This is a genomic window from Brevibacillus dissolubilis (assembly GCF_006170445.1).
Taxonomy (GTDB): domain Bacteria; phylum Bacillota; class Bacilli; order Brevibacillales; family Brevibacillaceae; genus Brevibacillus_B; species Brevibacillus_B dissolubilis.
In genome coordinates, this window is record NZ_VCNA01000001.1 from 193,542 (window position 1) to 208,404 (window position 14,863).

General features: G+C 47.7%; 13 protein-coding genes and 1 other annotated feature. Of the genes, 9 read left to right on the forward strand and 4 right to left on the reverse strand.

From position 1 onward, the window contains the following. The first annotated feature begins 1 nt into the window (after position 1). The 3 genes from FGI41_RS00380 to FGI41_RS00385 all read left to right on the forward strand — a co-directional run bounded on the left by FGI41_RS00380 (position 2) and on the right by FGI41_RS00385 (position 3,048). On the forward strand, positions 2-1,261 hold the full coding sequence (locus FGI41_RS00380; protein WP_139487929.1) for an MFS transporter: 1,260 nt from the start codon (positions 2-4) through the stop codon (positions 1,259-1,261). Between the two features lie 148 nt (positions 1,262-1,409). Further along, positions 1,410-1,556: a hypothetical protein gene (locus FGI41_RS24670; protein ID WP_176560044.1), complete on the forward strand. Its 147-nt coding sequence runs from the start codon at positions 1,410-1,412 to the stop codon at positions 1,554-1,556. Positions 1,557-1,758: 202 nt separating this feature from the next. Then, positions 1,759-3,048 (forward strand): TolB-like translocation protein, encoded by a 1,290-nt coding sequence (locus tag FGI41_RS00385; RefSeq protein ID WP_139487930.1) that lies wholly within the window; start codon positions 1,759-1,761, stop codon positions 3,046-3,048. A gap of 129 nt (positions 3,049-3,177) precedes the next feature. Here the strand turns inward: FGI41_RS00385 and FGI41_RS00390 are convergent, their stop codons facing one another. Continuing rightward, positions 3,178-3,708: a CAP domain-containing protein gene (locus tag FGI41_RS00390; RefSeq protein ID WP_176560045.1), complete on the reverse strand. Its 531-nt coding sequence runs from the start codon at positions 3,706-3,708 to the stop codon at positions 3,178-3,180. Positions 3,709-3,953: 245 nt separating this feature from the next. Here FGI41_RS00390 and FGI41_RS00395 point away from each other — a divergent pair, with 245 nt between their 5' ends. Further along, a complete protein-coding gene (locus FGI41_RS00395) occupies positions 3,954-4,400 on the forward strand; it encodes a hypothetical protein (protein WP_139487932.1) in 447 nt (148 codons plus the stop codon). Positions 4,401-4,614: 214 nt separating this feature from the next. Here FGI41_RS00395 and sstT read toward each other — a convergent pair whose 3' ends face one another. Both sstT and FGI41_RS00405 read right to left on the reverse strand, forming a co-directional pair. Then, entirely contained in the window at positions 4,615-5,853 is a 1,239-nt protein-coding gene (gene sstT / locus FGI41_RS00400; RefSeq protein WP_139487933.1) for a serine/threonine transporter SstT, read from the reverse strand. Between the two features lie 373 nt (positions 5,854-6,226). Next, positions 6,227-7,351 carry a deoxyribonuclease IV gene (locus FGI41_RS00405; protein ID WP_139487934.1) on the reverse strand — a complete coding sequence of 375 codons (1,125 nt, stop codon included), beginning with the start codon at positions 7,349-7,351 and terminating at the stop codon, positions 6,227-6,229. 227 nt (positions 7,352-7,578) lie between these two features. Further along, positions 7,579-7,880, forward strand: a binding site (T-box leader). A 508-nt stretch (positions 7,881-8,388) separates the two neighbouring features. Between FGI41_RS00405 and FGI41_RS24675 the strand changes: the two genes are divergently transcribed. From FGI41_RS24675 to ilvA, 4 genes are all read left to right on the forward strand, one after another. Then, positions 8,389-8,547 carry a hypothetical protein gene (locus tag FGI41_RS24675; RefSeq protein WP_176560046.1) on the forward strand — a complete coding sequence of 53 codons (159 nt, stop codon included), beginning with the start codon at positions 8,389-8,391 and terminating at the stop codon, positions 8,545-8,547. A 204-nt stretch (positions 8,548-8,751) separates the two neighbouring features. Next, complete coding sequence (ilvB, locus tag FGI41_RS00410; RefSeq protein ID WP_139487935.1) at positions 8,752-10,467, forward strand: biosynthetic-type acetolactate synthase large subunit; 1,716 nt, start codon at positions 8,752-8,754, stop codon at positions 10,465-10,467. Further along, positions 10,467-10,718 (forward strand): acetolactate synthase small subunit, encoded by a 252-nt coding sequence (gene ilvN / locus FGI41_RS00415; protein WP_176560047.1) that lies wholly within the window; start codon positions 10,467-10,469, stop codon positions 10,716-10,718. Before ilvB ends, ilvN begins: the two co-directional genes overlap by 1 nt. A 56-nt stretch (positions 10,719-10,774) precedes the next feature. Next, on the forward strand, positions 10,775-12,022 hold the full coding sequence (gene ilvA, locus FGI41_RS00420) for a threonine ammonia-lyase IlvA (RefSeq protein ID WP_139488319.1): 1,248 nt from the start codon (positions 10,775-10,777) through the stop codon (positions 12,020-12,022). Here ilvA and FGI41_RS00425 read toward each other — a convergent pair. Continuing rightward, positions 12,019-13,419, reverse strand: coding sequence for an MFS transporter (locus FGI41_RS00425; RefSeq protein ID WP_139487937.1), 1,401 nt, complete (start codon positions 13,417-13,419; stop codon positions 12,019-12,021). The two genes, ilvA and FGI41_RS00425, sit on opposite strands and share 4 nt — an antisense overlap. A gap of 114 nt (positions 13,420-13,533) precedes the next feature. On the opposite strand from FGI41_RS00425, the gene FGI41_RS00430 reads away from it, so the two are divergent. Next, complete coding sequence (locus FGI41_RS00430) at positions 13,534-14,421, forward strand: LysR family transcriptional regulator (protein ID WP_139487938.1); 888 nt, start codon at positions 13,534-13,536, stop codon at positions 14,419-14,421. The last annotated feature ends 442 nt before the right edge of the window (positions 14,422-14,863 follow it).

The following is a 14,863-nucleotide window of genomic DNA, read 5'->3' on the forward strand; positions in this document are numbered from 1 at the left end:
CATGCTGACGATCTTTCGAAACCGTAATTATACGCGGCTGTTCCTGGCTTCCTTCACCTCGCAGATGGGTGGCGTCATCGGCTTAACAGCATTGATGTTTTATCTGCTGGACCGTTATTCGAACCAGCCTGTCTACGCAACGGTTACAGAGCTGATGCTGTCCCTTCCGACATTAGCAGTATTCTTCCTTGTTGGTGTATTTGCTGACCGGCTTGACCGTCAGCAAATCACCGTTTATTGTGACTGGATTTGTGCTGTGGTATCGCTTCTTTTATTGGGTTCTTTGTTAATCGATTGGATTCCGCTGACATTCGCCTTGCTGTTTATCCGCAGTGCCGTGAAAAGCTTCTTTTCTCCTGCTCAAGCGGCTCTGGTACAAGGTGTATTGGTGCGGGAAGAATACTCCACCGCAGTCGGCTTGAACCAGATGGTAGCCAGCTTGTTTATGCTGTTTGGCAGCGGGCTGGGGATCTTTTGTTATTGGACACTTGGCATTACAGGAGCTATTTTGGCGGATGTAATCAGTTTCGTCATTAGCGGACTGCTCATCCAATCCTGCAGCTTGTCCGAACAGGTACGTATGCCTAATGGGAAGCACTCTATCAGGGATCTGCATATCGGGGTCATTTGGAACGATTTCAAAACAGGACTCCGCTATATTTTACAGCATAAGCTCCTCATGGCATTGATCGCCGGGTTTGTTCTGTTTGGCATTGTCAACGGGGGACTCTCGGTTATGCAGGTGTTTTTGTTAAAATACAAGCTCGCCCCCGACAATTATGAGCAAATCTCCATCTACCTCGGCATCGTCTTTGGTGTAGGCTTCTTACTCGGCAGTATTGTCGCGACCAAATTGGTTCAAAAACTAAAGCCCCATCACATGCTGTTCTTGGCGTTGATGGTCTCTGGCGGGGCTACGGTGACCGGTTCCCTCGTGCCAACGGTATGGCTGTATTTCATCTGTTCTGGTCTGATCGCCATGTCCCTGCCAGTGATTAACGTCGCCATCGGTGGATGGGTCCCCAAAATCGTAGAGCCGACCATGATGGGCCGGGTACAGGGGTGGATCAGCCCGCTGATGATGCTCTCTCAATCAGGAGCGCTGCTGTTCATCGCTACGTTTTATCCGGCACTTCTTACGATTGAGACACTGTATTGGATGGTCGGTGGCTGTCTGATTACGGTGGGGGTGTTTTACTTGCTGACGCTTCCGAGGTTTATGGAAGCGAAGCAGCCTGAGGAAGTGAAGCAACCTGCGTAGTTGAGTTGAAATCAGCCAGATGCTTTAGCGGTAGAAGGATCGAAAAGAATACGAGAATGATTTGACATAATTTAATTATGGTTAACAACAATGACTCAGCAGGCATAGAAAAAGAGGAAGCGGGAACGAAACGGGTAGGGGAAGACCCGTGGTTGAAAAAGGTCTAAATCAACTGTATGACAAGCAAAGAAGCTACCAAGGCATCGATGTTGGTAGCTTCTTTGTTTATTTTCAAGGACAATCTGCAGATGAACCTAAAACCGATCCTCCAAGGTTTCCATTTTTACTTGAATAAAATTCAGATTATAAAACGTTTCCAAATGAGACAGATGTTGTATAAAGGAGTTGGATTTGTGTCGCGTATTGGGATACAACGATATTATCCAAATATATACAATTTGTAGAAAATAATAAATATTTGTTAGATTAATGTTGTAAAAATAAATTGATTATACTATCATTGCCTTGTGGTAAAAAAAACCAAGGGAGATGTTTTCATGAAAAAGGCTTTTCAAGCTTTGTCTCTAGCAAGTCTGATGCTCTCGATTTTCCCTACTATGGTATCTGCCTCCGGCGAAGAGATTCAAACAAATGATGTGACCTCTGAGATGAAGAGTACACTTTTACACAACGGAAAGAGTAAGATAAAAGATCTGCTTCAGTCAGAGGGCTCTGGAGACCTTGGCGTTGTAGCAAATGCCAGTACGGTACAATATGCGAATGTCTTTGACTATTCGGATCGTGATATAGCCAAGTCTGTTAAGCAGACGAGCGACGGAGGATATGTTTTTGTAGGTGAAACGAAAGCTTTAGGAAATAGAGATATCTTATTTGTGAAAACAGATGCCGCTCTTAACCTCCAATGGGCGTATGCACTGGGAGGAACATCGATCGAGGATGGAGCAGAAGTAAGACAGACGAGCGATGGTGGCTACATAATTGCTGGGACAAGCAATGCATCAGGTACTAATGATTTTTATCTTATCAAGACGGATGCCACTGGGGCAGTCCAATGGTCGAAAACATATGGAGGTACCCTCTACGAGCAAGCTGAGGCCATGGAAATTGGACCAGATGGCGGGTATATTGTTGTCGGACAGAAGTCGGAAGCCTACGGTAATTATGATTCATACATGCTAAAAGTAGATTCGAGTGGAAACGTTCAATGGACGAAAACGTTAGGACAAACCGGTAAAGATGATGGTTTTCACGCAGTCAGCGTAACACCAGATGGCGGGTATGTAGCAGCCGGGCATCAAGTGGTCCAGGAATCAACAAGCACAAGTGCAGGCTATGGCTATATCGCAAAAGTGACAGGTACTGGCGCAACTGTGTTCTCTACAACGCTGGGCCGCACCGCATACTTCAGTGGAGTGACAGCTACATCCACTGGATACTATGCAGTTGGTAATATCTCTGTCAATTCCACTACCAACCCGATCGACATGTTCGCTGCGAAAGTGAGTACAACTGGTACTACCAACTGGACTCGTTCCTTCAATTATACCAAGGCAGATGATGCCGCTGACATAAAAGTAGCAGCGGATGGTAATCTGATTATTACAGGCATGACGACTCCAGGAAACGTAGGAGCAGAGGACATGCTGGTGGGCAAAATGAACACAAGCGGAACGATGCTATGGGCACAGACTCTGGATTTTGGCGGTACAGGTGAGCATGGTCGCAGTGTAGCCGTCACAAATGATGGAGGATATGTGCTTGCAGGATCATACAGCAATGCGAGTGAAATGTATGATGCTCTGCTTGTGAAATTGTCAATGGATTAAGATAACCAGTAAGATGTAAAAAAGGTTTCATCCCCCGATAGGAACATCTTTTTCGAACCCACCCCTTGACGCATTGGTGGACAGAAAGATAATCTTCGGGGATGAAACCTTTTATTTTTTAGCGGGTCTCTAGCTACGGAAAATCACTGACCAATAAGACCTTCCATCCCGTGTTTGGGAAAGTCCAACACCCATGTAAGTAAAACTGGGGTTCAAAATATTCTCTCTATGGCCCCATGTGCTGACATTCATCCACCAATTCACTGCTTCGGACATGGAACCCGGTTGCCCGCAATAAATGATCCAACCAAATCTGGATGCCGTAATACCTGCGTCCTGTAACATTTTACCCTCGTCTCCACCAAAAGTAGAGCTGTAATGTTCACAACGTCCAGTCGCAGCCATGTCCGTTGCCTTTGATCTGGCGACTCTCGTTAACCGTTCATCTATCAATAAAGGATTTCTCCCAGCTCTTTGTCTTTCTTGATTGATACTGTTTATCATTTGTTGTTCAAATGTACCATAGGGGGAATAACGGTGAATGGGGAAACGGGGCAGGCGAGGCACAAAGGGCGGAACTTGAGTTGGATAAGGAAAATGATATGGTGCTGCATAATGGTAGGTATCATAAGGATGATGGTAAAAAGCGGGGTGATACATGCGTGATCTCCTCCACAAATGTAATGTAGGTACTTCACTGCATATGCTATGCGTAATCAAGAATAGAGGAGTCTGTCTGTTGTTAGACATTTCCAGTCGCTTGCCGGTTCTGGTCTTCGAGTCGCTAGTTCGAAATAGCAGCTTTTGCGAATGGTCGTTCAGGCATAGAAGGCTATTCGAAAAAAACCAGTAGTTCAAACGACTTATGCATGTTAGTCTGTAGATTGGAGGTGTTTATACTAAAAATGTTATACATACTAAAATTATTCTTCAAAACCATTTGGGTTACGATCATCGCTTTGTTCTTTATGGGAATTGTTGGGAGTATTGCGATCATCGTATTTTGTCTTACGATATCCTTTGCCTTTTCTCTGGATGCTGATGCCGTATACTATTATTCTCGGTATTTCTTTTACCCCGCCGCCTTTCTCATCGGATTTCGGGCGGAATGGCGTGGTGGTATCGGCAAGGCGTTGTTTTTTTCAGGAGGCTCGGGACGATCCGTCTCCGCCGGCTCTTCATCTTCCTCTACAAGCGGCTCACGCCATTTTTCGTCAGGAGGAAGTAGAACTTCTTATTCGCAAAGATCGTCCTCCTATTATAAAAGCAAATCTCGTTCCACGAGCGATGACGATTGGGATGATGTTGACGACGAAGAGTATGACGACGATTGGAGTTCCTACAGCTCCTAAGGGGAGTTACGGCGTACCGTTGGCAATCACACTGTACAGAGATAGAGGGGGACGCCCCCGGATTTTACCTTCCAAAGCTGCGTCCTGCTAAATATGTGAAAGCCCGCCAAGCGATTTGGCGGGCTTTTTCACCAGTTATTGAGTTAGCGACCGCTATGGAGATCTGTCGCAAGGACTTCTGAGGCTCTGAAACTCTGAAGCGATGGTTTCTTCCTTATGCCGCTTTAGAGAAAGTTATTTTCTTTCCTTTTTTACGCCACTCTTTATATTCAGCTGTTGCTGTGAAAAGAACGTCGGAAGAGGAGTTAAGTGCTGTTTCAAAGGAGTCTTGCAACACACCGATAATAAAGCCGACTCCGACTACCTGCATGGCCACTTCATTTGGAATACCGAATAAGCTGCATGCCAGAGGAATCAGTAATAATGATCCACCAGCTACGCCTGAAGCACCGCAAGCACAAATAGCAGATACTACGCTAAGGAGGATGGCAGTAGGGATATCAACTTGAATACCAAGTGTATGAACCGCTGCAAGGGTCAAAACAGAAATCGTAACAGCCGCACCAGCCATATTGATCGTAGCCCCTAATGGAATCGATACGGAATAACTATCCTTATTCAAACCAAGACTTTCACATAATTTCATATTCACTGGAATGTTTGAAGCCGAGCTGCGTGTAAAGAATGCGGTAATGCCGCTTTCCTTCATGCACTTGATCACAAGCGGGTAAGGGTTTTGTCTGATCGCTGCATATACAATGAGTGGATTGACAACCAGAGCCACGAAGAACATACAACCAATCAATACCGCAAGTAATTTCGCATAACCGAGTAACGCATCCAATCCATTTGCCGTAATCGAATCAAATACAAGACCCATGATTCCGAGTGGTGCACACTTAATGACCCAGCTGACCAATGTCGAAACCGCATCTGAAATATTACTAATCATCGTTTTTGTCGAATCAGCGGCATTTCGTAAAGCCAAACCGAGAAGGACAGCCCAAGACAGAATACCGATATAGTTCGCATTCGCAATGGCATTAACCGGGTTATCAACCACATTCAACAGCAAGGACTTGAGCACCTCTACTACATCGCTAGGAGGCGTCACACCTTCTGCTCCCTTTGTAAGTGTTAAGCCTACAGGGAAAATAAAGCTTACAATAACGGCGATTGCTCCAGCTAAAAAGGTTCCTAAAAGGTATAAGAAGATGATCGATTTCATATTCGTTTGGTGCCCACTTTTGTGCTGAGCGATGGCTGACATAACCAAGAAGAGTACCAACACAGGGGCGATTGCTTTTAAAGCGCCTACAAATAAAGAACCTAAAACGACTACAGGTGTTGCTGCTTCGGGAACCGTTACAGCCAGGATGATCCCAATAATCAAACCTAGTATGATTTGTTTTACCAGACTCCATTGACCTAGCTTTTTCAGTAAGCTTTTCATAGATTTTCTCCCTTTAGATAGAATAAGTTTCTGTATGATTTCATTTCTTCGATGGATGGCCATGCTTAACACTGTCCATTCCATAAAGAAAAATAAACACCTCTATACTGAATTATAATGTATTTTTGATATTGTACAATCGAAAAATTTTTTTTATAAACAATCTCTTCTCGGTTGATTCGAATTTGAAGGAAATGGATGGCAAGATAGAGAGGATATGGCGTGATTGGTTCTGACTTAGTTGAATTAGATACTATACCTGCAAATATAAGTAATTGATAGGAAATGCTCTTATTGGTTAAAGAAAAAACAGCAACAAGCTCTCCAGGTGATGTGAAGGGCTTGTTGCTGTTACAAATCAGTGTGATATGAATCAACCGGAAAACACTTGCTTGCCGGCCAACCAGGCGCTCAACCGGTGATTGATCTGCTCTTCGCTGAGATCTTCGAACAGTCTCGCTTCCTCGATCATGTCATACAAGCGCTCCATCGGCTCGCGGGGGTCCGCTTTCCTCGCTTTGGCGTCTTTCTTAAGCAGCTCCCATGTGCTGACCACAAACAGGCGATTGTCAATGTCTTGCTTGCGGAAAAAGAACTCCAGCCGCTCTACATGATCAAGAAAATCGCTGCCGAGCCGACTTTCGACGTTACCGTTCAACAAAGCAATTTCTACCTCATACATCGGGCGTTCCTTGCCGTCAACCTTCCCAATCCATGGCGTCTCCAGAATGAGTGGCAGATGGCGGATTTTCTCGTGATGCGCGATATATTTCATCGCATCAAAGCCGATCAGTCCGGCGCCTACAGGTGCATGGCGGTCTTTTTTGGCACCGCGGATGTTCTTACTGTCGTTTAGGTGAACGACGGCCAGCCGATCCAAGCCGATGACCCGGTCGAATTGGTCAAGAACACCGTCAAAGTCGTGGACGATATCATAGCCTGCATCGTGAATATGGCAGGTATCCATACATACTGTCAGCCGGCGATTGTCTTCGACTTTGTCCATGATTGCCGCGATTTCCTCGAAGCTGCGGCCGATTTCCGTCCCTTTGCCAGCCATCGTCTCCAGTGCGATATTCACACCTGTATCTTTGACGGCGCTCAACACTTCGTTAAGCCCTTCGGCGATTCGCGCAATGCCGTATTCTGCATCCTTGTCGGTGTATGCGCCAGGGTGGAGCACGATATTTTTCACGCCAAGGTAGTCTGTCCGGCGGATTTCTTCTTGCAAAAAGCGAACGGCAAGCTCGAACGTGTCTTCTTTATATGAACCGAGATTAATAATATAGGGTGCATGGACGACGATCTCATCAATCCCGTGCTTTTCCATCACCGCTTTGCCTTCATCAACGAATTGATCCTCAATTGGTTTTCGTCGCGTATTTTGGGGTGCCCCCGTATATACCATGAACGTACTGGAGCCGTATGTAACAGCTTCTTCTGCCGCGTTCAACAATCCTTTGCCTGAGAACGATACGTGTGAGCCTATTTTCAACATGGATAAGAACCTCCTGATCTACTAAGAAAAGCGGACTTTTGTGGGTGGAAAGTACTTCCGCTTTTTCATCATCCCATCGTCTAATAATAGTCTTTGATCGATTTCCGTTCAACCCTGAGTTGGAAAAGTTTCACCATTTGCTTGACAAACATCAACCGCCCTCTATATAATCAATTTCAAAATTAAGGTTACAAAATCACCTGACGAAATAAATGATCCTGTTACGATAATGAGCGTAGAAGAGGACGAGTAGAATAAGGCTCTGATGCCCAGAGAGCCGTCCCCAGAGCTGCAAGGACGGTCATCACCCTGATTCGAAAATCACCTCGGAGCTTTGTCTGCGAACGGCACGGTGGGTCTGTGAAGCCTTCACCCGTGAATCAGTAGTGGACAACGAAGTGGTTCCCGTTACCGGACCGAAGTAGGAGCAGCTGATGACGTTTGATATATCAGCGACCGACTTCCCAAGTCCGCCTTTTGCAAAATAGGCGGAGAAGCTGAGTGGTACCGCGAGACTCTCGCCTCAGCAACCGATGGAGTATACATTGTGCGTGTGGACAATGTCGCCAAGCGGTTGTGTGAGGTGGGAGTTTTTCTTTTGGAGCAAGATGAATACCAAGCGTGGAAGAGGAAGAGTAAGATCAGGCCCTGATGTCAGAGAGCCGTCCCCAGTGCTGCAAGGACGGTCATCACCCTGATCTGAAAATCACCTCGGAGCTTTGTCTGCGAACGACACGGTAGGTAGTGAAGCCTTCACCCGTGAATCAGTAGTGGACAACGAAGTGGTTCCCGTTACCGGACCGAAGTAGGAGCAGCTGATGACGCTTGCCGGATCAGCGACCGACTTCCCAAGTCCGCTTTTTGCAAAAAAGGTGGAGAAGCTGAGTGGTACCGCGAGACTCTCGCCTCAGCAACCGATGGAGTGTACATTGTGAGGATTAGACAATGTCGCCAAGCGGTTGTGTGAGGTGGGAGTTTTTCTTTTTGGAGCAAGATGAATACCAAGCGTGGAAGAGGAAGAGTAAGATTAGGCCCTGATGTCAGAGAGCCGTCCCCAGTGCTGCAAGGACGGTCATCACCCCGATCTGAAAATCACCTCGGAGCTTTGTCTGCGAACGACACGGTGGGTCAGTGAAGCCATCACCCGTGTACAAGTAGTGGACAACGAAGTGGTTCCCGTTACCGAACCGAAGTAGGAGCAGCTGATGACAGATCAGCGACCGACTTCCCGAGTCCGCCTTTTGCAAAAAGGGTGGAGAAGCTGAGTGGTACCGCGAAACTCTCGCCTCAGCAACCGATGGAGTGAACATTGTGCGTGTGGACAATGTCGCCAAGCGGTTGCGTGAGGTGGGAGTTTTTTCGTTTTCACTATACATTTTTCCGTTGAGGGGTGGATTGAGATGGAGATGCAAGTACAGTCAGATGAGCAACGTGTAACCATGAGGGGGGCCGACATGGTGATTCATACGCTGAAACAATTGGGGGTCGATACCGTATTCGGCTACCCAGGTGGAGCGATTTTGCCGATTTATGATGCGCTTTATCAGAGTGGTGTGCGCCATGTGCTGACCAGACACGAACAAGCCGCCATCCATGCCGCCGAGGGATATGCCAGAGCAACGGGACGGACGGGAACGGTTTTGGCCACCTCGGGCCCTGGGGCGACGAATCTGGTGACGGGGATTGCCGATGCGTATATGGATTCGGTACCGCTGGTGGTCATTACGGGGCAGGTCGCCTCGCCGTTGATCGGGACGGACGCTTTTCAGGAGGTGGATGTGATCGGGATCACCGCGCCTGTGACGAAATACAGCTTTCAGGCGCGTACAGCCGAGGAGCTTCCCCGATTGCTGATGGAGGCTTATCATATCGCTTCCACGGGTCGACCGGGGCCTGTCCTCATCGATATCCCCAAAGATATTGCGAGTACTGTATGCCCGTATCCTGCGGCGGTTCCCGTTGAGAGGCATATCGAGCTGACTGTACCAGAGCCAGATGCGGAACAGCTAGAACAGATCCGCCACCTCATCGCGCAATCCCGACGGCCGCTCCTATACATCGGTGGAGGGGTTGTGAGCGGGGAAGCGTCGGAGGAATTGCGCCAATTCGCGCAAGCGACCGGCATTCCCGTCTGTTCCACTTTGATGGGACTCGGCGCATTCCCGCCTGATCATCCGCTTTTTCTGGGGATGTTGGGGATGCACGGAACCTACGCCGCCAATATGGCTGTGACGCATTGTGATCTTTTATTGGCGTTTGGTGTGCGTTTTGATGATCGGGTCACAGGTAAGCTGGAACGATTTTCACCACAATCAACCAAGGTTCATATCGACATTGACCCGTCTGAGATCGGCAAAATCGTCTCGGTGGATGTATCGCTGGTCTGCGATGTGAAAAAAGCCCTACAGGAATTGGTGGTACAACCGCCTGTCACTCCGGATTGCGGGGAATGGCGCCAACAAGTGCGGGAGTGGGCGCAAGAATATCCGCTTTCGTTTACACAAGAGCAAGATCGTGGATTGAAGCCTCAGTTCGTGATTGACCTGCTCACCCGGATGACGGACAGCAACGCGATTGTCACGACAGAGGTGGGGCAGCATCAGATGTGGTCGGCCCATTTTTACCGTGCCAAAGAGCCCCGGACGTTCATCACTTCAGGTGGACTGGGGACGATGGGTTTTGGTTTCCCGGCGGCGATGGGGGCGCAAATCGGTAAGCCCGAATCAACCGTGGTATGCGTGGCCGGAGACGCGTCGTTTCAGATGAACCTCCAAGAACTGCAGACGATTGCCGAGGGGAACATTCCGATCAAGGTGTTCATCATCAACAACCGATTTTTAGGGATGGTTCGCCAATGGCAAGAGATGTTTTACGAGAACCGACTGTCCGAATCACAGATTTCCGGCCCTGATTTTGTCAAAGTTGCGGAGGCGTTTGGGGTAAAAGGATTGCGGGCGGCGACCTTGGCCGATGCGGGCAGGGTGATGCAAGAAGCGCTCGCCCATCCGGGTCCGGTTGTGGTCGACTTCATGGTGGAAGAGAGTGAAAATGTCTTTCCGATGGTACCACCGGGGAAAGCCAACAGCGAATTAGTCTTGAAGGGATGGGAAGAGTGATGGAGCATACATTTTTACTGACTGTGAACAATCATCCTGCTACATTTTTGCGGGTGATGGGAGTCTACTCCCGTCGTGGTCTGTTGATCGACAGTATGACGATCAACCGGGGAGCGGCACCGGATGTATCCGATGTAAGCATCACAGTACAATGTGATTCCAGAATGGCAGAGAACCTGATCAAACAATTAGAAAAACAAATGGATGTAATCCAGGTCCGCAACGGCTCTGACAAAAGCTTGGCCTCATAACACATAGAGAAAAAGAAAACAAAACTAGGAGTGGAATAGAAATGGAGACTGTACAAATGAAGCACGTAACGATGGAGGATATCGTATCAGCAAGCCATGTTTTACAAGGAGTGATCGAAAAAACCCCCTTACAATACAGCGCCCGCCTGTCTGAGCGCTACGGGTGCAATGTCTATCTGAAGCGGGAGGATTTGCAAAATGTCCGCTCATTCAAAATTCGCGGAGCGTACCATTTTATCCGCACTTTATCCGCTGAACAATTGGCAAAAGGTGTGGTCTGCGCCAGTGCGGGGAACCATGCACAGGGAGTGGCCTTTTCATGCCATGCTATGGGGATTCACGGGAAAATCTTCATGCCTTCGACCACGCCCCGTCAGAAGGTTTCACAGGTGAAGCGGTTTGGCGGGGAGTACGTGGAGGTGATTCTGACTGGCGACACCTTTGACGACTCCTATCTGACCGCAGTTGATGTGTGTCAGAAGGAGGGGATGACCTTTGTGCATCCGTTTGACGACCATCGCATCATCGCGGGGCAAGGAACGGTCGGTCTTGAGATCATCGAGGAGATGGAGGTTCCCGTCGACATGCTGTTTATGAGTGTGGGTGGCGGCGGACTTGCCTCCGGAGTAGGGGCCTATCTCAGAGGCGCCAGTCCGCAAACCCGACTAATCGGCGTGGAACCGTCAGGAGCGGCGTCGATGAAAGAATCGTTCGCCAATCAAGAGGTCGTCATGCTCGATCAGATCGACAAGTTCGTCGATGGCGCCGCGGTGAAGCAGGTGGGCAAACTGACCTATGAGATGTGCCAAGGTCTCTTGGATGACATCATCACCGTCCCCGAAGGAAAAGTGTGTACGACCATTCTCGAGCTGTACAACGAAATGGCGATTGTCGCAGAGCCGGCTGGTGCTCTCTCGATTGCTGCGCTCGATCTCTGCCGGGATGAGATAAAAGGCAAAAACATTGTCTGTGTCGTCAGCGGAGGCAACAACGACATCGACCGGATGCAGGAGATCAAGGAAAGATCACTCGCCTACGAAGGGCTCAAGCATTATTTCCTGATCACCTTTCCACAGCGGGCAGGAGCGCTCCGTGAATTTATCAACAACGTCCTCGGAGAAAACGACGATATCACCCGTTTTGAATACACCAAGAAAAACAATCGGGAGAACGGTCCTGCTCTGGTCGGGATTGAGTTAAAGCACCAAGACGATTATCAAACCCTCATCAACCGAATGAACCTCCATAACATCCATTATACGGAGCTGAACCGTGAGCCTGATTTGTTCCAGCTGCTGATCTAACCCTCATACATGCTTTGACTCTGCAATTTCTTTGACTCCAGGCGTCGCCAGCTCATGAATACTAAGGACACAGCAATGACCGTGAGGATGATCCCAAGCACGCGAAATCCCCCGAAGCTGAACTTCCCTCCCATGACGATGCCGATCAATAATGAGGAGAGAATGGTTCCCAAGTATCTGGACGTATTAAATAATCCAGAGGCGACACCGATTATGTCTTTCGGTGAGCTTTTGAACAAGGCTGCTTGCATACCGACATTGTTCAATCCGTTACTGATTCCGAATGCAACTAAAGCCATACACACACTGATAACCGGAGAAGTCTGATCCAATGTCACGATCCACACTGACCCCAATGTCATTAATATGGCAGACACGAGCAATGCCGGTCGAGGTCCTGATTTATCGATCCATCGTCCTGCCAATGGAGAAGCAACGAGCGAGCCCAAGCCCAAGCTTAACATAAGAATTCCCGTATCGAACTCGTTGACATGACGTACTAGTTGCAAGTAAGAAGGAAGCCCGAAAAAGAGCGAGTAAAAAAGAACGTTCACGAGCATGAATTCGACATTGACCCACGTCATCGCAGGATATGTGGCGAATATCCGCAGAGGGATAAAGGGGGACGCCGTTTTTAACTCATGCCGTATGAAAGCCAAAAGCAGCACGAGGCCGATCAGTCCGACCATGACATGGAACAAGGAGACATGCCCAGATGATTTTGCTGACAGGAGTCCAACGAGCAGGGCAACCAGACCCACTGTGAAAAGCAGAATACCTGACGCATCCACCATCATCATCCATTTACGCAAGGACATGTTGCCTCCGACAGATGTAGGCGGTTCATCCTTAGGAATCGTCCTCCAAGCTAACAGAAAGCTCGCTATCACGAATGGAATATTAACAAAAAAGATAGCGTGCCAATCCCACCAGTGAAGTAAGACCCCGCCAATAAAAGGCCCAATAGCTGCTGCTCCGGATAGGAATATGGACAAAACAGACAGCGCAGTCCCTTGCTTCTCGGTCATATGAATTCGTACCAGTGCCATTCCGACTGCAACCATCATGCTTGTTCCGATGGATTGCACGATACGGAACACGATGAGCCACCCGAAGTTAGGTGACAGTGGAGCGAGTAATGAGGCAACGAAGGCTACCAAAAGCCCGGTAAGAAATATCCGCTTGCGACCGAACAAATCACTGGCCTTCCCCATGATCGGTTGAGCGATAGCACTTGCGATGTAGAAGGAAAAAAGAATCCAAGAAACCTCTGTGAAATCAAGTTGAAACACATGCTGCAACCTTGGAACAGCAACAGAAACCATCGACGAATTTAATGGGTTCAGAAGGATCCCAAGTCCAATCGAAATCATCAACCACCAGCTACGGGCATTCATTTTTGAGTTCCCCCCAACGTGTTTTACTGATATCGTACTTGGAATCAGGTATTTACTCCAACGCATTTCATGTTATGATTTCATTGACTGGAAGGAATGAGTGGGTGGTTGGGAATGGAACTTCTTCAATTGCAATATTTTCTCGCGGTAGCCCGATTGGAACATATGACCGAAGCTGCTCGAAGTCTGCACGTGACTCAATCGTCGCTGAGCAAAACGATTCAACGTCTGGAGGAGGATCTGGGAGTCCCTTTATTCGACCGAACAGGGAGGAAACTGCGGTTGAATGAGTTCGGTAGTAGTTTCCTTCGCCGTGCGGAGAGGGCTTTGTTTGAATTGGAACAGGGGAAGCAGGAGATTCGGGATCTGTCCAACCGAGAACATAGCACACTCGAATTGGCGGTGACCACTGCGAGCACATTGCCCGGTATCCTTCGAGAGTTTCGGAAAAAGATGCCTACGATCCAAATTCATGTGCAAATGCTGACCACGCAGGAAATGGTTACGCTTCTTCATAGAGGAGAGGTCGATTTCTGCCTGTCCTCCCCTCCGATCGAAGGCGATGACATTGAATGTCAAATCGTGTTCATCGATCCGATCCTTGTCGCGGTGCCAAAGGGGCATCGACTGGCAGACCGAAGCAGCGTATCCTTGACAGAACTCAAGGATGAATGGTTTGTCGGTGTAAAGAGAGGATACGGTACCCGCGATTTAGTGGACTCTGTGTGCACAGCAGCTGGATTTGTACCGCAGTATGTGTATGAAGGGGATGAACCAGCAAGGCTGATCACTCTTGTGGAAGCCGAAATCGGCATAGCCTTCATACCAAGCACGGCAAGAGATTCACGGGAACATATCAAATATCTCCTAGTAGAGAATCACGAGTTAGTACGGGAAATCGCTTTATTATGGCACAAGAGTCGGTACATATCTCGCGCTGCTCTGGAATTCCGTGAGGTCGTTGTAGAATATTTCGGCGCGTTATCCGAGCAGACCATGTAATCATGCTGCACCGCTAATACGGATTCTTTTGGCAGAACAAAGATACGAATGGCAATGAAAAAACAGAAACGAGCTCTCCAGATGATATGGAGGGCTCGTTTCTGTATGTACGAAATATTATCTTTCTATAAAGAAATATTAATAAAATAAACTTGACGGTAAAAATATAAAACATTATCATTGTGGTAAATGATGTCAATAATACATAGTAATACTAAAATTCTATAAAAAAAGTAACATGTTAATAATTCTAGTGTCAATCTATGTTTTATGAGCAAGGTATAGCTCTTCTTTTTTGCCTATTATTATCATCCATGTAATCAGCCAAAGCCCTGTTCATATAGATATGACACAGAATTAGAAGGGGGGACTTACACGGAAAAGAAGGCAATCTAAGCTTACATATTCATATATCAGAATATTCTAAAATTTACCATTCGGA